This window comes from Arthrobacter sp. NPDC056886 (assembly GCF_042788715.1).
Classification (GTDB): Bacteria; Actinomycetota; Actinomycetes; order Actinomycetales; family Micrococcaceae; genus Arthrobacter.
Genome location: NZ_JBHUBT010000005.1, coordinates 248,631 through 268,476 on the forward strand (window position 1 = coordinate 248,631; position 19,846 = coordinate 268,476).

16 protein-coding genes and 2 tRNA genes are annotated in these 19,846 nt (G+C 67.1%); 12 read left to right on the top strand and 6 right to left on the bottom strand.

Features of this window, described 5'->3' with window-relative positions; all coding sequences use genetic code 11:
- Positions 1-76 precede the first annotated feature (76 nt).
- Both ACFRJ8_RS10915 and ACFRJ8_RS10920 read left to right on the top strand, forming a co-directional pair.
- The gene (locus ACFRJ8_RS10915; protein WP_277526103.1) at positions 77-1,462 is read left to right on the top strand and encodes a glycine--tRNA ligase; all 1,386 of its coding nucleotides are present in this window, start codon (positions 77-79) and stop codon (positions 1,460-1,462) included.
- Between the two features lie 2 nt (positions 1,463-1,464).
- Positions 1,465-2,469, top strand: a complete 1,005-nt coding sequence (locus tag ACFRJ8_RS10920; RefSeq protein ID WP_377986138.1) for a GNAT family N-acetyltransferase — start codon at positions 1,465-1,467, stop codon at positions 2,467-2,469.
- A 92-nt stretch (positions 2,470-2,561) separates the two neighbouring features.
- Here the strand turns inward: ACFRJ8_RS10920 and ACFRJ8_RS10925 are convergent, their stop codons facing one another.
- From ACFRJ8_RS10925 to ACFRJ8_RS10940, 4 genes are all read right to left on the bottom strand, one after another.
- A complete protein-coding gene (locus ACFRJ8_RS10925) occupies positions 2,562-4,001 on the bottom strand; it encodes a short-chain fatty acid transporter (RefSeq protein WP_377986139.1) in 1,440 nt (479 codons plus the stop codon).
- A gap of 70 nt (positions 4,002-4,071) precedes the next feature.
- Positions 4,072-4,899, bottom strand: a complete 828-nt coding sequence (locus ACFRJ8_RS10930) for a lysophospholipid acyltransferase family protein (protein ID WP_377986141.1) — start codon at positions 4,897-4,899, stop codon at positions 4,072-4,074.
- A 61-nt stretch (positions 4,900-4,960) separates the two neighbouring features.
- The gene (locus ACFRJ8_RS10935; RefSeq protein WP_377986142.1) at positions 4,961-5,773 is read right to left on the bottom strand and encodes a DUF1295 domain-containing protein; all 813 of its coding nucleotides are present in this window, start codon (positions 5,771-5,773) and stop codon (positions 4,961-4,963) included.
- Positions 5,773-6,525: an alpha/beta hydrolase gene (locus ACFRJ8_RS10940; protein ID WP_377986249.1), complete on the bottom strand. Its 753-nt coding sequence runs from the start codon at positions 6,523-6,525 to the stop codon at positions 5,773-5,775. The genes ACFRJ8_RS10935 and ACFRJ8_RS10940 overlap by 1 nt, the downstream gene beginning before the upstream one ends.
- Positions 6,526-6,781: 256 nt before the next feature.
- On the opposite strand from ACFRJ8_RS10940, the gene ACFRJ8_RS10945 reads away from it, so the two are divergent.
- From ACFRJ8_RS10945 to ACFRJ8_RS10975, 7 genes are all read left to right on the top strand, one after another.
- Positions 6,782-8,155 carry an FAD-binding oxidoreductase gene (locus ACFRJ8_RS10945; RefSeq protein WP_377986144.1) on the top strand — a complete coding sequence of 458 codons (1,374 nt, stop codon included), beginning with the start codon at positions 6,782-6,784 and terminating at the stop codon, positions 8,153-8,155.
- A gap of 115 nt (positions 8,156-8,270) precedes the next feature.
- Entirely contained in the window at positions 8,271-9,737 is a 1,467-nt protein-coding gene (locus ACFRJ8_RS10950) for a YibE/F family protein (RefSeq protein ID WP_377986145.1), read from the top strand.
- Positions 9,738-9,838: 101 nt separating this feature from the next.
- Entirely contained in the window at positions 9,839-11,017 is a 1,179-nt protein-coding gene (dusB, locus tag ACFRJ8_RS10955) for a tRNA dihydrouridine synthase DusB (RefSeq protein ID WP_377986147.1), read from the top strand.
- Entirely contained in the window at positions 11,010-12,299 is a 1,290-nt protein-coding gene (locus tag ACFRJ8_RS10960) for a deoxyguanosinetriphosphate triphosphohydrolase (protein WP_377986149.1), read from the top strand. The genes dusB and ACFRJ8_RS10960 overlap by 8 nt, the downstream gene beginning before the upstream one ends.
- Before the next feature lie 52 nt (positions 12,300-12,351).
- The gene (dnaG, locus tag ACFRJ8_RS10965) at positions 12,352-14,307 is read left to right on the top strand and encodes a DNA primase (protein WP_377986151.1); all 1,956 of its coding nucleotides are present in this window, start codon (positions 12,352-12,354) and stop codon (positions 14,305-14,307) included.
- A 53-nt stretch (positions 14,308-14,360) separates the two neighbouring features.
- Positions 14,361-14,433 (top strand) — tRNA-Asn (locus ACFRJ8_RS10970).
- A 135-nt stretch (positions 14,434-14,568) separates the two neighbouring features.
- Positions 14,569-14,641: transfer RNA gene (locus tag ACFRJ8_RS10975), tRNA-Asn, on the top strand.
- Between the two features lie 122 nt (positions 14,642-14,763).
- On the opposite strand, the gene ACFRJ8_RS10980 is transcribed toward ACFRJ8_RS10975, so the two are convergent.
- Together ACFRJ8_RS10980 and ACFRJ8_RS10985 are read right to left on the bottom strand one after the other, a co-directional pair.
- Positions 14,764-15,171: a hypothetical protein gene (locus tag ACFRJ8_RS10980; protein ID WP_377986153.1), complete on the bottom strand. Its 408-nt coding sequence runs from the start codon at positions 15,169-15,171 to the stop codon at positions 14,764-14,766.
- 779 nt (positions 15,172-15,950) lie between these two features.
- A complete protein-coding gene (locus ACFRJ8_RS10985; RefSeq protein ID WP_377986155.1) occupies positions 15,951-17,174 on the bottom strand; it encodes a multidrug effflux MFS transporter in 1,224 nt (407 codons plus the stop codon).
- 184 nt (positions 17,175-17,358) lie between these two features.
- Between ACFRJ8_RS10985 and ACFRJ8_RS10990 the strand changes: the two genes are divergently transcribed.
- From ACFRJ8_RS10990 to ACFRJ8_RS11000, 3 genes are read left to right on the top strand one after another with little or no spacing between them, the layout of a single operon-like run.
- Positions 17,359-18,237 (top strand): phage holin family protein, encoded by an 879-nt coding sequence (locus ACFRJ8_RS10990; RefSeq protein ID WP_377986157.1) that lies wholly within the window; start codon positions 17,359-17,361, stop codon positions 18,235-18,237.
- Between the two features lie 54 nt (positions 18,238-18,291).
- A complete protein-coding gene (locus ACFRJ8_RS10995; protein WP_377986158.1) occupies positions 18,292-18,915 on the top strand; it encodes a CDP-alcohol phosphatidyltransferase family protein in 624 nt (207 codons plus the stop codon).
- Positions 18,915-19,817 (top strand): DMT family transporter, encoded by a 903-nt coding sequence (locus ACFRJ8_RS11000; RefSeq protein WP_377986160.1) that lies wholly within the window; start codon positions 18,915-18,917, stop codon positions 19,815-19,817. The genes ACFRJ8_RS10995 and ACFRJ8_RS11000 overlap by 1 nt, the downstream gene beginning before the upstream one ends.
- Positions 19,818-19,846: the final 29 nt, after the last annotated feature.

The following is a 19,846-nucleotide window of genomic DNA, read 5'->3' on the forward strand; positions in this document are numbered from 1 at the left end:
GTCCGGCAACCAGCCGGTGACCCGGGGCTGACACCGCGGACCGCACCCAGCGGCCCTGTACAAAATTGGAGTTCCCATGGCAGCAAAATCCGTCCTTGACCAGATCATTTCCCTCGCCAAGCGCCGGGGATTCGTTTTCCAGGCCGGTGAAATCTATGGTGGCTCCCGCTCTGCCTGGGACTACGGGCCCCTCGGCGCCGAGCTCAAGGAAAACATCAAGCGCCAGTGGTGGCAGTCCGTGGTCCGCGGCCGCGAAGACGTCGTAGGCCTGGATTCCTCCGTCATCCTGCCCCGCCAGGTCTGGGAAGCGTCCGGCCATGTCGATGTCTTCTCCGACCCGCTGGTGGAGTGCCTGTCCTGCCACAAGCGCTACCGCGCGGACCACCTCGAGGAAGAGTACGAGGAGAAGAAGGGCCGTCCTGCCGAGAACGGCCTCAAGGACATCGCCTGCGCCAACTGCGGCACCCGCGGCCAGTGGACGGAACCCCACGAATTCTCCGGGCTGCTCAAAACCTACCTCGGCCCCGTCGCCAGCGAGGAAGGCCTGCACTACCTGCGGCCCGAAACCGCCCAGGGCATCTTCGTGAACTTCGGCAACGTCCTGACCACCTCGCGGAAGAAGCCGCCGTTCGGCATCGGCCAGATCGGCAAGTCGTTCCGCAACGAGATCACGCCGGGCAACTTCATCTTCCGCACCCGCGAGTTCGAGCAGATGGAGATGGAATTCTTCGTCGAGCCCGGCACGGACGAGCAGTGGCACGAGTACTGGATGAAGGAACGCATGTCCTGGTACACCGGCCTGGGCATCCGCGAAGAGAACCTGCGCTTCTTCGAGCACCCACTGGACAAGCTCAGCCACTACTCGAAGGGCACCACCGACATCGAGTACCGGTTCGGCTTCCAGGGCTCGGAGTGGGGCGAACTTGAGGGCATCGCCAACCGCACCGATTTTGACCTCTCCACCCACGCCAAGGCCTCCGGGGCGGACCTGAGCTACTTCAACCAGGCCACCAACGAACGCTACACCCCGTACGTGATCGAGCCCGCGGCCGGCCTCACCCGCTCCTTCATGGCCTTCATGATCGATGCCTACACCGAGGACGAGGCCCCCAACGCCAAGGGCGGCGTGGACATCCGCACCGTGCTCAAGCTCGATCCCCGCCTGGCCCCGGTGAAGGCAGCGGTGCTGCCGCTGAGCCGCAACGAGGACCTGTCCCCGAAGGCCAAGGACCTCGCCGCCCAGCTGCGCAAGAGCTGGAACATCGAGTTCGACGACGCCGGCGCCATCGGCCGCCGCTACCGCCGCCAGGACGAGATCGGCACCCCGTTCTGCATCACCGTGGACTTCGAGACCCTGGACGACCAGGCCGTCACCATCCGCGAACGCGACACCATGAGCCAGGAACGCGTTTCCCTGGACAAGGTGGAGGGCTACCTGGCCGCACGGCTGATCGGCGCCTGATCATGGCCATTGCATACCGGGAATGGCGGGAGGGCGACGACCTCGCGCTGCTGGAAATCTGGGGCGGCCCTGAGACGGTCCAGGCCGGGCAGTTCCGCGGCACGCTGGCGCCCTCGGGCAATTCCCCGTGGCGCCGCTGCATCGTGGCGGAGGACGTCGTGGACGGTGTCGGAATTCCCGTGGCGGCTGCCGTGGTTCACGAGGCCTCGCTGCATCCGGAACGGCTCTGGGCGTATGTCGAGGTCGCCCGGGACCACCGCCGCGCCGGCCTCGGGTCCACGCTGCTGACCATGCTCCGGCACGAGGCCGCCCAGGCGCCGTCGGGCGTGTCCAAACTGCGCTGCAAAGTGGAGCCGGGCACCCCCGGGGCGGCGTTTGCCGAGGCCGCTGGCCTGGCCCCGATCCAGCGCACCCGCCTGGTGGTCGTTGACCCGGCGCCGCTCAAGCTGCCGGTGTTCGGCGACGGTTCGGAGTCCGCAGCCACCGATCAGGTCGAAGACCTGGCCACAGGCTCCGTGGAGCTCAGCGACGTCGTGGGGCGCTACTACACCGCCGTGCACGGCTGGGACAGCCCGGGGGAGCTGAGCGTCGGCGCGGTGCAGCGCCTGTTCCTGGATGATCTCAGCGGCGCCCACGGAGCGATTGTGCTGCGGGCGCCCAAGGCCAGTGCCTTCGGGCACGGCATCGCGGCGAGCCGGAAGGGCCGGCTGGAGGGTTTCGCCATCAGTTACGCCCAGGGAATTCCGGGCGCCGACGCCGACGGGGCCGGTGCGGCCGGGTCTTCTGAACCTACTGAGGTTTTCCTCGGACACGAACCGAAGCTCGACGCGGACCAGGCCCGGGCCGCCGTCCGGGACCTGCTGGCCCTGATCGCCTACCAGCACCCGGTGATGCTGGAACTGGACGACGCGATGACCGCCCTGCGCACCGTCGTCGAACCGCTGCTCGAGAGCGGCAAAGCCCATGTCCAGGGCTCGGAAACGCTGGTCGTCTCCGACCCGGCGTAAGCCTTAACCCAGCTGACCCGCAGCGGCGGCCGTCATCAAACGGCTGCGGCTGCGGGTCAGTTTGCGTTAAGGCCGGTTACTGTCCGGGACAGTTACTTGGGGATCACCGGCGGCACGAAGTCGAAGGTCATGCCCAGCAGCCAGACGAGCAGCAGGACCACCGGCAGGTGGAAGACGAACTGCAGGAAAGTGAAGCCCACCAGGTCCCGGGCGCGCAGCCTCAGCACCGCGAGCAGCGGCAGCATGAAGAACGGGTTGACCAGGTTCGGCAGCGCCTCGGCGATGTTGTAGATCTGCACGGTCCAGCCGAGGTTCATGTTGACGTCGGTCGCGGACTGCATCACGTACGGCGCTTCCACGAGCCACTTGCCGCCGCCGGACGGCACCAGGAGGCCCAGCAGGGCGGTGTAGAGCGCAATGACGACGGCGAACGCGCCATTGCCGCCGATGTCCGAGAAGAACTCGGCCAAGTGCGCGGAGATGGTCATCCCGCCGTGGCCGGTGGCCTTGGTCAGGATCGCGGCCATCGCGGCGTAGAGCGGGAACTGCACCAGGATGCCGGCGGTGGCTGGGACCGCCTTGGTGACCGCCTGCAGGAAGTTCCGCGGCGTCCCGTGCAGGACCAGGCCCAGGATGAGGAACACCAGCAGATAGCCGTTGAGGCTGCTGACCACACTGAGGAACGGCTTGGTGGAGAACTGCGAGATGAGCCAGCCGAGCGTGAGGATTCCGGCCAGGATCGGCAGGAGCTTGCTGTATTCGAGCCATTCGCCCGGCCGCGAACGCGGCGCGGGCTCGCTCGGTTCATCATCCAGGTCCACGCCGAGGTCCTCGGCGGTGCGGATCGAGCCGCCCTGGGGCGCGGAAAAGTGCGCGATCACGGTGGTGAGGGCCATCAGGATGGCCAGGGTCAGCAGCGACTGCCAGGTAAAGATTGTGGTGCCGAAGTCCAGGATGCCGGTGATTTTCAACAGCGCCGGCGGCAGCGACGCGGCGGTGGCCTGCAGCTGCGCGGCCGAGGAGGACAGCCCGAGCGCCCAGACGGCGCCAAGACCCATGAACGCGGCCGCGCCGAGTGCACGGTAATCCACGGTCAGGTCCTTGCGGCGGGCAATCGCCCGCGCCAGCAGACCGCCGAAGATCAGGCTGAGCCCCCAGTTGAGGAAGGACACGGACATCGACATCAGCGCCACGAAGCTCACCGCGGTCCGCGCGGTTGACGGCATGAGTGCAAGCCGGTTGATCAGCTTCGCCACGGGCGGGGAGGTGGCCACGACGTAGCCGGTCAGGACCACCATGGCCATCTGCAGGGTGAAGGCCGTCAGGTCCCAGAAGCCGTTGCCGAACGAGTCAGCGATGGCCTGGGGCGAGGCGCCGATGGCCAGCGCGGCCACAGCGATGATGACGACGCCGGCGAGGGCGAAGATGTAGGCGTCCGGAAACCACTTCTCCGTCCATGACGCCATCCGTTGGGCTATCCGTGCGAGACCGCGTTCTTCGATTCCGCTCTTGGTCACGACTGTGCTTGCCACAGGTGTCCCTCTCCATTGAGTGCTTTTTATACCCCATGGAGCTTAGTCAAGACGATGGCGGAAGCCGGGCTTATCGGCGCCGGGCACCTGCGCGCCGTGGACCGTCGGCCTCGTCCAGCCGGCGTCGTTCCTCCTCGGTCGGGGCGCCGCCGCCGAGACCGGCCGGCATCCACCAGGCACCGGGTGCGGGCTGCAGGGGAAAATCGGCGATGCCGGTGTCGATCCCGTCCTGGAGCGTCTTGGCCAGGCGCGCGGTGCCCGGCCGGGCGTCCTCGGCCGGGCCCGGGAGGGAGCCCGGAAGGATCGGGGCGCCTACGTGGATGCGGACCGGGGCACGCCAGGCACGCCGCGGCGAGAAGGCATGGTGGCGGCTCATCAGCCGGTGGGCGCCCCAGATGGAGACCGGGATGATCGGGACGCCGGCCTCGGCGGCCATCCGCACCGCACCGGTCTTGCATTCGCGCACCGTGAAGCTGCGGCTCACGCCGGCCTCGGGCAGGACTCCGATGTACTCGCCCTCCAACAGCTGGGCGACCGCGGCGTCATAGGCGTGGGCTCCCGATCCGTACCCCACCACGACATGCCCGGCTGCGCTGACCGCGGGCCCGGCCAACCAGTGGTCGGCGGCTCCCTGCGTGACGAGGAAGCGCAGTTCGGCCCGGTTGTGCCACCACAGCAGCATCTCGGCAAAGGCAAAGTCGAGGTAGCCGAAGTGAGTGATCGCGACCACGACACCCTGGCCGGGGACCACCGGGCGTGACGCACTGAGTGGCCCGGGCTGGGGCAGGTGTTCCCGGCCTGTGACGAGGACACGGATCCGGAACAGCCAGCGGAGCACCAGACCGGTGCGGAGCGTGAAACGGTAGAAGCGCTCGCTGGGTTCCGGCCGCCAGCTCATCAACCTCCACCTCACCGTCCGCCAGGTAAGGGGAGGCCGGAGCCGTCCAGAGCCGCGCATGTCAGTGCCGGCCCACCCGCCGCCGGGGCGGCAGGGGCAGGAATCCGGAGGTGGATTCGATGTATTCCTTGTAACCGGGCCGCGCAGACATTGCCTTTTCCGTCAGCGGCTTGCCCGTCTTACCGGCAAGGGTCCAGATCATGAGGGCGGGGGAGAGAATGGTCAGCACGCCCGGCCAGGAATCGGCGGCCACGAGGAAGAGCCCTGCCCAGACGGCGGCATCGCCGAAGTAGTTGGGGTGGCGGGTGTAGCGCCACAGCCCAGTGTTGAGGACGGTGCCGCGCTTGGCGGGATCAGCCTTGAACTGCATCAGCTGCCGGTCGCCCACGGACTCGAACACGAAGCCAAGGATCCAGAGCAGGACGCCGGCGAACGCGAGCCAGCCCAGGCTCCCGGTGGCGAACATGCCGACCTGGACGGTGAGCGAGACGAAGAACATCACCACCCCCTGGGGCAGGTAGACCCGCCGCAGGGCGTAGACGTTGCGTGACCCGGGTGCTGTGGAAAGCATGGCCACGTAGCGCGGGTCCTCGTGGCCGCCGCGTGCACGGAGTCCGATGTGGACGGCGAGGCGGATGCCCCAGACCGCGACGAGGGCAAGCAGCAGCAGCCGCCGTCCGTCGTCGCCGTATCCGGCGGAGAGCAGCCAAGAGACGCCGGCCACCACAACGAAGCCGAGGCCCCAGACGGTGTCGATAACGGAGTGCCGGTTCCGCCTAACGGCAACCGCGAAGGTGACTGCCAGCAGGATCACGAGTCCCGTGATGACCCACGCCAGGCTGGCAAGGAAGGCATCAAGCGGGAACGGCGGCATCACAACACCACCGGCAGGCGTGTTCCGGCCGTCCGCAGGGCGCTGCGCAATGCGTCCGTAGATCCAGAGACGTCAGCTCCCGTGGCCTCGCCGAAGGCATCCAGGACGAAGCCGTTCGCCAGCGCATTCCACAGCGCCACCCGGCGGACCATGAAATGGCCAGCACCGGTGAGGGAGACGTACTCGACGGACGCGGCGACGCCTTCGGCGCGCCGGGCATAGTTCAGTGACTTCGCCGGGCTGGTCCAGCGGTCATCGGTGCCGTGGACGATCAGGACCCGGCGGCCAGCGACGGGTTGGACCGGGGTCTTGTGATCAATCCAGGGGGCGAGCGCGACGACGGCCTCGACCTGCGGGTCGTCGGCCACGCACAGTGCTGTGAGGCCGCCCATCGAGTGGCCCAGCAGGTACACGGGCACGCCGGGATGTTCCTGGCTGATCTGCGCGAGCGCCCAACGGGCATCGTGAACGGGGGACATGTCCTCCCCGTTCCAGCCGCGGTACCGATTGCGCAGGGTCCACACGGCCAGCCCGTGCGGGCCGCCTTTTCGGTGCAGTGCCCAGGCGAAGGGCAGCATCCGGGCCGGGCTCAGGTGCCGGCCGCGGACGGCGTCATAGCTGTCGGCCCGGCCGCCGTGCAGGACCACGGCGACTGCGCGGGTCTCACCGGCGGCTTCGGCGATGCTCAGCACGGCCTTGGCGGCAGGCGCGGACCGTCCCGCCCCCGGCTCGCGGTCGTGTCGTTTACGCATGGCCATGCGTGTGTCCTTCCGTCCCTCGTCCGTCAATTACCAACCCTAGGTTGCAGCCCCCGCCCGTCAAGGCAGGTGGTGCCTAGTGTGGATTCGGAGCCGGTGCCCCGGGCGATGGGTGCGGCTGGCGTTGGACCCTTGACGGGGGATTACGGGGAGAGTAGGCATGTGCAAGTAAACCTCCGGGCGCCACGCCGGCTGGGAGCGCAGAGAACCGTCCGGGTCGACTCTCACGACGAAATCGACGGTACAGAAAATGAACGGAACAAAGTTCGATAGCTTGCGCGAGCAAGTCCGCGGGCAGATCATCACACCCGGTGACGCCGGCTACGACGCGGCGCGGGCCGTGCATAACGGCATGATCGACAAGAGGCCGGCAGCGGTGGTCCGCGTATCCCAAGTGGCGGACGTTATCGCCTGCGTCAACTTCGCCCGGGACAACTCCTTGGATCTTGCCATCCGCGGCGGAGGCCATAGCGTTCCAGGGTTCGGCACCTGGGATGACGCGCTGGTCATCGACTTCGTGAACACCTCCGGCGTCAGGGTCGATCCAGCAGCCCAGACGGCGCGCTCGGAGGCCGGTGCAACGTGGGCCGATTTCAACCACGCCACGCATGCCTTCGGGCTGGCGACTACGGGCGGAATCGTGGGGACGACGGGCGTCGCTGGACTCACTCTCGGCGGTGGCATCGGCTATCTGGCGCGGAAGTACGGACTCAGCTGTGACAATCTGCTCTCCGCCGACGTCGTCACGGCGGACGGAAATTTCCTGACCGCCAGTGAAAGGGAGAACGAGGACCTCTTCTGGGCCCTGCGCGGCGGCGGAGGAAACTTCGGTGTCGTGACGTCGCTGGAATACCGGCTGCATCCGGTGGATATGGTCCACGCCGGCATCATCATCTACCCGATGGAGCATGCGGACACAGTGGCGAAGTTCTATCGGGATTATATGGATTCAGCGCCGGAGGAGTTTGGAGCGTTCCTGGCATTCGCCCAAGGGCCGCCTGTGCCATTCCTGCCGGAGGAATGGCATGGCAAACCGGTGGTCGTCGTCGTCGGCATGTGGACGGGCGATCAGGCGGAAGGTCCCAGCCGCTGGAAACCCTTCCTCGACGCCGCTCCTGTGGCGGGTTCCATGGTGGGGCCGATGCCCTACCCGGCCCTGAACCAGGCCTTCGACCCGCTGGTTGCCAAGGGACTGCAGGGCTATTGGAAAGCGGATTTCCTCGCCGAGCTCAATGACGGCGCCATCGCCGCCCACATCGAACACGGCAGCAAGGTCCCCAGCGTACAAAGCGCCGTCCACCTCTACCCCATTGACGGGGCAGTTCGTCGCGTGGGCGCAAACGAAACTGCGTTCGCCAACCGGAACGTGAAGTTCGCACCCGTGATTGCCGGCCTCTGGCAGGACCCGGCGGAGAACGAGGCAAACATCGCCTGGGTCAAGGAATATGCGGCGGCACTGCGTCCCTATTCGGCGCCGGGTGGCTACATCAACTTCATGGACCGCGATGACCAGTCCCGGGTCGCGGAAAACTACGGACCGAACTACAGCCGATTGCGGGAGATCAAAGCCAAGTACGATCCGCAGAACCTCTTCCACGTCAACCAGAACATCACGCCGGCGTAAATCGACGTCTCGCCGACACGCCGGGGCACGCCGCGTATGCGCGGCGTGCCCCGTCATCCGTCCCGGACAGCCCCCGCCCACGCCGTAAAGTCTTCGGCATGAGGTTGAACTGCTGATGGGTGCTGGACACTCGCATTCCCACACTGACGACGTCGAACCCACGCCCCGGACGCTCGCGGCGCGGAAAAAGGCCAACTGGATCCTGGCTGCCATCCTGATCCCGCTGACGCTGCTGACCCTTGCGGCCATGGCCTTCATGTGGCCGTCGGGAAGCAAGGAGGGCATCACCCTGGCCAGCCCCTATGCGGCGGCCCCGGGCGTGACGTTTGACACCGGCAAGATCCAGCGGGTCGTCGTCGGCAGCTGTTCGGATGCCCCGGCGGGCGGTGACGCCGCGGCGCAGCAGGGCACCTCCGGTTCCGGCACCACTCCGCAGCCCCCGAACGAGGGCTCGCAATGCACGTTCGCCTACACCGAGCCGGATAAGGGCGGCAACCCCGTCAAGGTGGTCATCAACCCTGACATCGCGAAATCCCACGGCGTGAAACCCGGGGACGACATCCGCTACCTGAACCTCTCCAAGGTGCAGGGAGCCGACGGCCAGGGCGCGCCGGCCTATGTCTTCGTCGACTTTGTCCGGACCCTGCCCATCATCTTCCTGGCCGTGCTCTACGCCGTCGTCGTGATCGCGGTGGCCCGGTGGCGCGGCCTACGCGCCCTGATCGGACTGGTCGGCGCCTACGTCGTGCTCGTCTCGTTCATGCTGCCCGGGCTGGTCGAGGGAAAGCCGCCCCTGCTGCTGGCGCTCGTGGGGTCCACGGTGATCATGATCGGGGTGCTCTACTTCGCCCACGGCTTCTCCGCCCGCACGTCGACGGCGCTGCTCGGGACAATGTTCGGCCTCGCCATCACGGCGCTGCTGGCGGCCTGGGCCACCGACGCCGCAAACCTCGCCGGTGTGGGCAGCCACGACGCCGCCACCCTCACCAACATGTCGGACAACATCTCAATCTCCGGCATCATCCTTTGCGGTCTGATCATCTCCGGTCTTGGCGTGCTGAACGATGTCACCATCACGCAGTCTTCGGCCGTCTGGGAACTGTGGGAGCTCGCCCCCGAGACCAGCGCACGGAAGCTCTTTACGTCCGCGATGCGGATCGGTCGGGACCACATCGCCTCCACGGTCTACACCATTGCGTTCGCCTACGCCGGCGCGGCCCTGCCGGTACTGATCCTGGTCATGCTCTACGAGCGGCCGCTCGGTGACGCCCTCACCAGCGCCGAACTCTCAGAGGAAGTCATCCGCACCCTGGTCGGTTCCGTGGGGCTCGTGCTCGCCGTGCCGGTCACCACCCTCATCGCCGTGCTCGTGGTCAAGGCCACCGGAATCAAGGGCGGCTCGGTTAAGGGCGGAGTTGCCATGGGGGAGCCCCACCGGGTCGGGTCCGACGCCGGCAGCGCTGCAAGGATCGAGTCCGGCCGGGCTGCGCCGGACGGGATATTGCCGGGCGGGGTCGAGCCAGATGATGCCGGTTCCGGTCCTGCCACGCGCCGCGGGCGGCGGGCCGCCCTGCGGGGCTGACGCGGACCCGGACAGGATCCGAAAGCATCCACATAACCGGGCATTTCCACATGGCCGGAGCGGGACCGGGCCGATTTGCCCGTCTTTGAGACAATGGTCGGGTGACTGTTGTAGCGACGCCTCCCGCCCCCAAGCTGGAACTCCCGCCCCTGAAGCTGGGCCCGATCACCGTGGACACCCCCGTGATCCTGGCTCCCATGGCGGGCATCACCAACTCCGCCTTCCGCAGGCTGTGCCGTGAATACGGCGGCGGCCTGTATGTGGCGGAGATGGTCACCTCCCGTGCCCTTGTGGAGCGCACGCCGGAATCGCTGCGCATTATTTCGCACGACGACGACGAGAAAGTCCGCTCCGTCCAGCTCTACGGTGTTGACCCCGTGACCGTCGGCCAGGCCGTCCGGATGCTCGTCGAGGAGGACCGGGCCGACCACATCGACCTCAACTTCGGCTGCCCCGTGCCCAAGGTGACGCGTCGCGGCGGCGGCTCCGCCCTGCCGTGGAAGATCGACCTGTTCACCTCGATCGTCCAGACCGCGGTGAAGGAAGCCTCCAAGGGCAACGTCCCGCTGACCATCAAGATGCGCAGGGGCATTGACGAGGACCACCTGACGTACCTCGACGCCGGCCGGATTGCCCGCGATTCCGGCGTCGCCGCCGTCGCTCTTCACGGCCGCACCGCCGCACAGTTCTATTCCGGCCAGGCCGACTGGTCCGCGATTGCCCGGCTGCGCGAGGCCCTGCCGGACATTCCCGTGCTGGGCAACGGGGACATCTGGTCAGCGGAAGACGCTGTCCGAATGGTCCGCGAAACTGGCGTGGACGGCGTCGTCGTCGGCCGCGGCTGCCAGGGCAGGCCCTGGCTGTTCGGCGATCTCATGGCCGCGTTCGAAGGCAGCGATCAGCGGTTCCGGCCAGATCTGCGCCAGGTGGCCGAAAGCGTGTACCGGCATGCCGAGCTCATGGTCGAGACGTTCGGGGACGAGGGCAAGGCCCTACGCGAGATCCGCAAGCACATTGCCTGGTACTTCAAGGGCTACGTGGTCGGCAGCGAACTGCGCACCAAGCTGGCACTCGTGACCAGCCTCGAGGTGTTGCGTGGAACCTTGGATCAGTTGGACCTGGACTCGCCCTATCCCGGGGCCGACGCCGAGGGCCCGCGCGGCCGCGCCGGCTCTCCGAAAAAGCCTGCGCTGCCGAAGGACTGGCTGCTGAACCGGACGCTGGACGATGCGCAGACCCGCGACATCTCCTTCGCCGAACTGGACGTCTCCGGTGGCTGAGACCCGGACCACCGCCCCCGTCCTGGACGGCTACGTTTCCCGCGACTGCGCCCGGTGGGTCGAAGAGCCGCCCAAGAGCACCTACCGGTCGGACTTCGAGCGCGACCGTGCGAGGGTCCTGCACTCCTCGGCGCTGCGCCGACTCGGCGCGAAAACCCAGGTGGTGGCGCCGGATACCGACGACTTCGTCCGGACCCGGCTCACCCACAGCCTCGAAGTTGCCCAGGTGGGCCGGGAACTGGGCCGCGCGCTCGGCTGCGACCCCGACGTCGTGGACACCGCGTGCCTCAGCCACGACCTCGGCCACCCGCCCTTCGGCCACAACGGCGAAGCCGCCCTCAACGAGGTGGCCCATGGGATCGGCGGCTTCGAAGGCAACGCCCAGACGCTGCGGCTGCTGACCCGGCTGGAGCCAAAGGTCCTGGCCACCGACGGCCGGCCAGCTGGCCTGAACCTGACCCGGGCAAGCCTCGATGCCGCCGCCAAGTACCCCTGGTCCGCCGTGAACGCGCCGGTCATCCACGGGGAGCGGACCAGCAAGTTCGGCGCCTACGAGGACGACCTCCCCATCTTCGACTGGATCCGCGACGGCGCCCCGGAACGCCGGTCCTGCCTCGAAGCGCAGGTCATGGACCTGGCGGACGACATCTCCTACTCGGTGCACGACGTCGAGGACGCGATCGTCGCAGGCCACTTCCAGCTGCGCTGGATGGACAACCCGGACCACCGCGCCCGCGTCGTCGGCTACGCCAAGCAGTGGTACCTGCCGCACAACGACCCCGCCGCGATCGACGCCGCATTGGCCCGGCTGGAGGCCACGGACGTCTGGGTGCGCGAGGCCGACGGCAGCCGCAAGGCCATGGCGGCGCTCAAGGACATGACCAGCCAGCTCATCGGCCGCTTCTGCCAGAGTGCGCTGGAGGCCACCCGCACGGTCTACGGCCCGGAGAATCTGACCCGCTACAACGCGGAGCTGATCGTTCCGGATGAGACCGTCATGGAAATCGCGGTGATGAAGGGCCTGGCCACCACCTTCGTGATGACCACCGAACACCGGCAGCCCATCTATGAGCGCCAGCGCGAGGTCCTGCATGCCCTCGTCACCGCGCTCAGCGCCACCGGGGACCGTCACCTGGAGCCGATGTTCGCCGCCGACTGGCTCGACGCCGCGGACGACGCCGCGCGGCTGCGCGTCGTCATCGATCAGGTCGCCTCGCTGACAGACGGTTCGGCGCTGGCCATGTACGAGCGCCTCGTGGGCAGCCTGCCGTCGCTGTGGTGACCGCCGCCATGGCCGGCCCGCCGGCGTCGTATCCGGGGACTAGGATGGCACAGTGGCCGGCCTGATCAAACGCGAAGACATCGACGAAGTACGCCAGCGCACGGACATCAAGGAAGTCATCGATGGCTACGTGACGCTCAAGGGAGCCGGGCTGGGGTCCTACAAGGGCCTGTGCCCCTTCCACGACGAGCGCTCGCCCTCCTTCACGGTCCGCCCCCAGGTTGGCCGGTACCACTGCTTTGGCTGCGGCGAGGACGGCGACGTCATCTCCTTCGTCCAAAAGCTGGACCACACCACCTTCCACGAGGCCGTGGAGAAGCTTGCCCACCGGATCGGCTTCGAACTCCGCTACGAGGACGGCGGCTCCGGGCCCAACCGGGAGGACATCGGCCGGCGGCAGCGGCTGTTGGACGCGCACAAGGTGGCCGACGAGTTTTTCCGTGCCCAGCTGATTACCCCGGGCGCGGCCGAGGGCCGCAACTTCCTCTACGAACGGGGCTTCGACCGTGCGGCGGCGGAACAGTTCGGTGTGGGCTACGCGCCGCAGGGCTGGGACTCGCTGCTCAAGCACCTCCGCGGCCGCGGCTACACCGAGGCGGAACTCAAGCTGACCGGCATGTTCTCCGAAGGCGGCCGGGGGATCTACGACCGTTTCCGCGGCCGGCTGATCTGGCCCATCCGGGACATCGCCGGCGACACCATCGGCTTCGGCGCCCGCAAGCTATACGAGGACGACCAGGGCCCCAAATACCTGAACACTCCCGAAACCGCGCTCTACAAGAAGTCCCAGGTCCTCTACGGAATCGACCTCGCCAAGCGCAACATCGCCAAGGACCGCCAGCTCGTGGTGGTGGAAGGCTACACCGACGTCATGGCCTGCCACCTGGCCGGCATTCCGACGGCCGTGGCCACGTGCGGCACCGCCTTCGGCACCGAGCACATCAAGATCGCCCGCCGGCTGCTTTCCGACGACGGCAGCGGCGGAGAGGTCATCTTCACCTTCGACGGCGACGCCGCCGGCCAGAAGGCGGCACTGCGCGCCTTCGAAGAGGACCAGCGGTTTGTGGCGCAGACGTTTGTCGCGGTGGAACCCAGCGGCGCTGACCCCTGCGAACTCCGCCAGTCCAAGGGCGACTCCGCCGTCCGGGATTTGATCGGAAGCCGCCGGCCGCTGTTCGAGTTCGCCATCCGGGCCACCCTGAAGCGGCACAACCTGGACACCGTCGAGGGCCGGATCGCTGCCCTGCGTGAATCCGCGCCCGTGGTGGCGCAGATCCGCGACGCCGGCATCCGGCCGGCCTACGCCCGGGAGCTCGCCGGCTGGCTGGGAATGCCGGTCGAGGAAGTCAGCCGGGCCGTCGGCGCGGCCACCAAGCGTGCAGCGCAGGCGGCCTCGGCCCCGCCGGGGGGCGGCCAGGGCCAAGGCAATGGGCAGGGCGGGGGACAGGGAAATGCAGGGTCCGGCCGCGGCTTTGCCGGGACTGCGCCGGGCGTTGCCCCGTTGCCGCCGTCGGCGGTGCTCCCGTCGTTCAACAGGCCTGATCCGCGGGACCCCGTGGCGGCGATGGAGCGCCAGGCGCTCGAGGTCGCGCTGCAGGAACCGGGGATGCTCGAGGGAGAGACGTGGCAACGCTTCTCGGAGGCGCGGTTCTCCACGCCCGCCTATCTCGCCATCCACGAGGCCATCCGGGCCTCCGGACTCGGGTTTGCCGGGGATCCGGTGCGCTGGGTGGAGCAGTTGCTGCAGGAGGTCCCTGAGCCGCTGCGGCCGCTCGTGTCCGAACTCGCAGTGGTTCCCCTGCCGGCCAACACGCCCGAAGGTGTCCTGCGCTACTGCAAGGACATCCTGGCCCGCCTGTTCGAGCTCCAGATCACCCGGGTGAAAGCCGAGAAGATGGGCCAGTTGCAGCGTCTGGACGCCTCGGCCGATCCCGAGGAATTCCAGCGGCTGAATCGCGAACTCATGCAACTTGAGATGCAGCGGCGGTCCCTGCGCTCGGACGCCTGAGCCGCCGATTTCGTTTCCCGGGCCGGTGTTTGCTAGGCTTATACCCGCTTCATTCCTCCTTAGCTCAATTGGCAGAGCATTCGACTGTTAATCGAAGGGTTGCTGGTTCAAGTCCAGCAGGAGGAGCGCGCAGTCCCCGTTCCGGGTTCCGGAACGGGGACTTTTTTATACCCGGAGGGGTATTTCGCAGCCGGCAGGCGCTGGTCCTTTTGGCCGATTTCCCTACCGGCAAAACCTTTGCTAATGTCGTACCTGCTTCATTCCTCCTTAGCTCAATTGGCAGAGCATTCGACTGTTAATCGAAGGGTTGCTGGTTCAAGTCCAGCAGGAGGAGCGGACAGGTCCCGCGGTCGGTGAAAACCAGCCGCGGGACCTTTTTTATTGCTCCGTTTTGTTGACCCGTACCGTTCACTCGGCTGGGCCGAGCGTTTGTCGCCGGGCTTTCAGCTGCCCGGTTCAGACGAAGTACATTTCCACCTGGAGGAAGCGCTGGGCCTCGGCCACCGCGGCCTGGAAGGCCTCCAGCTCCGTGGGGGACTTCCGCGGCTCCCGCGGATGCCATTCATGCGGCGCCGAGTGCACCTGAGTGAATCCGCCCCCCGGAGGCGCGTAGAAGATGCCGAACCGTTGCACCGGCCACTCGGGGGAGGATTCCGGGGCCACGAGGAGGGCGGAGTCGTAAGCCGGGTTGTACCACTGGGCTATCGGGCGGCGGCGGTCTTCGGTGAACAGGCCGGAGGCAAACAGGGCCGCCGACTGCGGACTGGTCTGGCTGCACAGGCGATCCCACCACAGGGGCAGGATTCCGGCGTCGCACCGCTGCCATGTGGCCGGAAGGGGCGGAGGGTCCTGCCTGTGGGGCATGAAATAACTGTATCGCCCGCCGCGGACGTCGAACAGGGTGCGAGTGGGCCAAGGGACGGCCGTGAGGGCTGGCCGTGTTCCCCTGCCCGGGGGACATGCCCAGTGCTGGTCCCGGAGCATGGACATAATGCCGCTATGCCCAGTCTTGGGCGCGAAGAATGGGCATGTCCCGCCGGGGGTACCGCAAAGAAGGGGCATGTCCCTCCGGGGTGGGTACTCAGAAGGGGCATGTCCCGACTGTGGTCCGTTCAGTGAGGTGCGCGCGGGGACATGTCCAGTTCTGGCGACCTGCCCGTGGGGACATGCTCGGTGCCAGGCCCGGAGCATGGAAATAATGCCGCTACGCCCAGTCTTGGGCGCGAAGAATGGGCATGTCCCGACGGGGTGGGCACGAAGAATGGGCATATCCCTCGGGGGGTCCGTTCACCGAGGTGCGCGAGGGGGACATGTCCAGTTCTGGCGACCTGCCCGTGGGGACATGCTCGGTGCCAGGCCCGGAGCATGGACATAATGCCGCTATGCCCAGTCTTGGGCACGAAGAATGGGCACGTCCCGACGGGGTGGGCGCGAAGAATGAGCATGTCCCGACGGGGTGGGCACGAAGAATGGGAATGTCCCTCGCGGGGTCCGTTCACCGAGGTGCGCGAGGGGGACATGTCCAGTTCTGGCGACTTGCCCGTGGGGACATGCTCGGTGCCAGGCCCGGAGCATGGACATAATGCCGCTATGCCCAGTCTTGGGCGCGAAGAATGGGCATGTCCCTCGCGGGGGAGCCGGCCCTACTGGATCGGAGGCACCGTGCTGGGCCGCACGACCAGCCACAGGGCAGCGGCTGCCAACAGGATGCAGGCGGCCTGGACAGCGCCCATGGGGGTCGCGGACCCGACGCCGAGCCAGCCGACCACCGGGGAAACCAGGCCCGCCATCATGAAGGTCGCCGCGCCAAGGAGGGACGCCGCAGTTCCGGCCTGGGCGCCGTGTTTGGCCAGGGCCAGCACCTGCACGGTGGGGAAGGTGAATCCGGCGCCGAGGATGTAGAACCACAGCGGCACCAGGACGCCCCACAGCCCGAATCCCAGCTGGTCGAAGACGACAATCAGGACGGCCATGACGAACATCCAAGCCGTGGAACAGGCCAGGATCCACTGTGGCGGGACGCGCCTGATGAGCCTTGCGCTGGTCTGCACGCCTGCCACGATGCCGAGGGAGTTAATGCCGAAGAGCAGGCCATACTGCTGGGGGGTGAAACCGTAGACGTTCTGGAACAGGAACGGCGAGGCGGAAAGATAGGCGAAGAGGCCCGCGAAGTTCATACCGCCCACCAGCAGCAGGCCAACGAAGATCCGGTCGGAGAACAGCACCTTGTAGCGCTGGCGCACGGTCATCCCGGTCTTGCCCCGCAGCTCCGGCGGCAGGGTCTCCCGGATCACGAACAGGGCCGCGATGATGACGCAGGTCCCGTAGGCGGCCAGGAACAGGAAGATGCCCGGCCAGGGCATCAGCAGCAGCAGCTGGGAGCCGATGACCGGGGCGAGGATCGGGGCCAGGCCGTTGACCAGGGCCATCCGCGAGAACATCCGCACCATGGCGTAGCCGCTGAAGAGGTCGCGGACCATGGCCATGGCCACCACACCGCCGCCGGCGGCCCCGATGCCCATGAGGACACGGAAGAAACCCAGCGTGGCGATATCCGTGGACTGGGCTGCGCCCAGGGAAGCGGTGATGTGGACCGCCGTCGCCAGGATCAGGGGCAGCCGCCGGCCGAACTTGTCGCTCAGCGGCCCCACCACCAGCTGTCCCAGCGCGAACCCAATGGTCGTCCCCGTGAGCGTCAGCTGCACCGCGGCCTCGGAGACGCCAAGGCTGTCTTCCAGGGCAGGGAATGCGGGCAGGTAAAGATCCACGGTGAACGGCCCCAGAGCCGTCAAGGCACCGAGCGTCAGGATATAGAGGAACTTGCGACGCCGGCTGAGGGAATCACCGGGATTGGGGGCTGTACTCACAGAGGTCCATCCTAGGGCCCGCGAGGGCGGCCGGCCGGTGGCTGGGCGGGCGCGCCACACCTTGCCTGAAAGGGCCTGCCAAGAGCCTAAATGATAGTTTTGACACCGGGGTCTGTGCGAAGCTGTCCAGACCCGGCAAGCCCGCGTGAGCGGATCGACGGATGGCACCAGTTAGGCGGGACCGATGAGCGGACGTCACAGCGGCGGGACAGGCAGCGGATTGCGCATTTCCGCGCTGCCGAAAACCTTGAAGATGATCTTCAAGCTGGCGCCCCGCCAGCTCAGTGACGAGATTGCTCTGGCCAAGGCGGAAATCAAGCGCAAGGGGATGCAGCTCGGTGTTGCCGGCGCCTTCTTCGCCGTCGCCCTGGTCTTCATCGGCCTGCTGGTGATCGGGCTGATGGTCGCCGCGATCATGGGCCTTGCCACGATCATGCCGGCGTGGCTCGCCGCCTTGCTGGTCTCGGCTGTGTGCCTGATCATTGCCGCGATCGGGGCGCTCATCGGGCAGAGGAAGTTCAAGGCGGTCATGCCTCTGGTTCCCGAGGACACAATCCGGGGACTCAGGCACGATCTTGGCATTGCCAGGGAAGGCTCCGCGTTCGACGCAGCCGTCCTGGATCCGAACTCCGAACAGTACAAAGCCGCGAAGGCCGCCAAGGAAGCCGCAGCCGCCAAGGCGAAGGCGGAAAAGGAAGCCAAAGCCGCCGCGCAGCCCGACTTGGGGCCTGCCCCCACAGAGGCCGAACTCCGAAGCCGGCTGGACCAGCGGCGGACGCATCTCACCGGCGTCCGCGACGACCTCGGCCGGGAACTCGATGTCAAGACCCAAGCCCAGACGCTGCTGGCCGCCACCCAGGCCCGGCTGCAGGTCGGGAAGGCGCAGCTCAGCGACAAGATCGCAGAATTCCGCTCCTCAGCACGCACCTCGGCGGGGACGCCCACATCCACTGACGGGCAGAACCTGACCGGCCAAATCAAGAACCGTTGGAAGCCCCTTGCTGTGCTGGCCGCGTCGGCCGCCGCCTTGGCAGTTCTGGTGCGCAGGCTCATGAAGGGTTAGGCAGACCCTGAACCGACACGCCAAACCGTTGCCGTCCACGGAAAGGGGGAATCGATGAAGTTCATCGGCGCTGGTGCCCGCCCCGGGCAACCCCTCGTCCACCGCGACGCGGTCTTCACGGTTCCAAATGTCCTGACCGTGGTGCGCTTCCTTGGTGTTCCCCTGTTCATCTGGTTGGTCCTCTCGGAACACGAGTACGGCTACGGTGCCCTCGTGCTCGCCGTCATGGCCAGCACCGACTGGGTGGACGGCTACATCGCCCGCCGCTTCAACCAGATGTCCAACCTCGGACGGGTCATGGACCCTATTGCCGACAGGCTCTCACTGATCGCCGTGGCCGTGACCCTGGTGATCGCCGGCGTCGTCGAGTGGTGGTACCTCGTCGCCCTGCTGGTGCCGGACGCGGTCCTGCTGGCCCTGTCACTGTTTTATTTCCACGGCCACCCGGATCTGCCGGTGAGCCGCATCGGAAAGATCCGGACGGGCCTGCTGCTGGTGGGCACACCGCTGCTGGTGCTGTCCAAACTTCCGGTGCCCGCCGCGAACGTCTACGCCACGGTCGCGTGGATCTTCCTGGGCCTGGGCCTCGTGGGCCACTGGATCGCGGCGTACAACTACGTCGGGGCCATCATTGCCAAGGGCAGGCAGCTTCGGGCGCACGACGGCGGCTCCCACTGATGGTGTGGCTTGCGGTTTTGCTTGCGGTACTCGGCGCCTTCTGCCTGGCCTTTGGTGCCCAGCGCCAGGGCAGCGCGGTCAAGGCCGATACCGGTGGCCTCGCGCTGAGCAGCCACGGCCTGCTGCGGCTTGCGCGCAATCCGCGCTGGGTGCTCGGCCTCCTGCTGCTGTGCGTCGGCATGGCGATGAACGCCGTCGCCCTCGTCATGGCCCCCCTGACGGTGGTGCAGCCGATCGGCGCGATCGCGCTGGTCATCACCACCGTGGTCAACACCAAGGACCAGGGCCTGAGCATGAACCGGGCAACCGTCGTGGCGATCTCTTGCTGTGTGACGGGCTCAGCGCTGTTCGTGTTGCTGGCTGTCAACGCGACCCAGGAGAACCACAACGTCAGTGCCTCGGACGAGCTGACCATCGTGCTGCTCCTGGCCTTGGCCGTGGGGCTTTTCGGCACGCTCGCCGTCCTGTTCAAGCACCGCCTGAGCGCATTCGTCTACATCCTTGGCGCCGGCGTCCTGTTTGGCTTCGTAGCTGTCCTGACCCGCATCATTGGCAGGCATCTGCTCGATCCCAACGGACAGTTCCTGTTGAATGTGCCGTGGTACAGCGTCTTGGCGCTTATTGCTGCCGGCGCTCTGGGATCGTGGTTTGTTCAAAACGCCTACTCCAGCGGCCCGCCGGACCTCGTGATCGCCGGATTGACCGTGATTGACCCCATTGTGGGCATCGCGATCGGCATCGTGATTCTGGGAGAACTGCGCCCAGACGTCCAAGCCGTGACGGCTATTGCCATGGGCACGGCCGCATTGCTTGCTATCGTGGGAGTTATAGCCCTCTCCAGGCACCACCCGGAAGTCACCAAGCGCAAGAAGGAAGCGCGGAAGGCGGCGGGCAGGTCCTAGGGCATCAGTCCAAGCTTCGGCTGCAGGCC

Excerpts from the sequence above, each read along its gene's own strand:
- ACFRJ8_RS10915 (WP_277526103.1), top strand. The coding sequence starts at position 77 with ATGGCAGCAAAATCCGTCCTTGACCAGATCATTTCCCTCGCCAAGCGC.
- ACFRJ8_RS10920 (WP_377986138.1), top strand. The coding sequence starts at position 1,465 with ATGGCCATTGCATACCGGGAATGGCGGGAGGGCGACGACCTCGCGCTG.
- ACFRJ8_RS10930 (WP_377986141.1), bottom strand. The coding sequence starts at position 4,899 with ATGAGCTGGCGGCCGGAACCCAGCGAGCGCTTCTACCGTTTCACGCTC.
- ACFRJ8_RS10935 (WP_377986142.1), bottom strand. The coding sequence starts at position 5,773 with ATGCCGCCGTTCCCGCTTGATGCCTTCCTTGCCAGCCTGGCGTGGGTC.
- ACFRJ8_RS10940 (WP_377986249.1), bottom strand. The coding sequence starts at position 6,525 with ATGCGTAAACGACACGACCGCGAGCCGGGGGCGGGACGGTCCGCGCCT.
- ACFRJ8_RS10945 (WP_377986144.1), top strand. The coding sequence starts at position 6,782 with ATGAACGGAACAAAGTTCGATAGCTTGCGCGAGCAAGTCCGCGGGCAG.
- ACFRJ8_RS10950 (WP_377986145.1), top strand. The coding sequence starts at position 8,271 with ATGGGTGCTGGACACTCGCATTCCCACACTGACGACGTCGAACCCACG.
- ACFRJ8_RS10980 (WP_377986153.1), bottom strand. The coding sequence starts at position 15,171 with ATGCCCCACAGGCAGGACCCTCCGCCCCTTCCGGCCACATGGCAGCGG.
- ACFRJ8_RS10990 (WP_377986157.1), top strand. The coding sequence starts at position 17,359 with ATGAGCGGACGTCACAGCGGCGGGACAGGCAGCGGATTGCGCATTTCC.
- ACFRJ8_RS10995 (WP_377986158.1), top strand. The coding sequence starts at position 18,292 with ATGAAGTTCATCGGCGCTGGTGCCCGCCCCGGGCAACCCCTCGTCCAC.
- ACFRJ8_RS11000 (WP_377986160.1), top strand. The coding sequence starts at position 18,915 with ATGGTGTGGCTTGCGGTTTTGCTTGCGGTACTCGGCGCCTTCTGCCTG.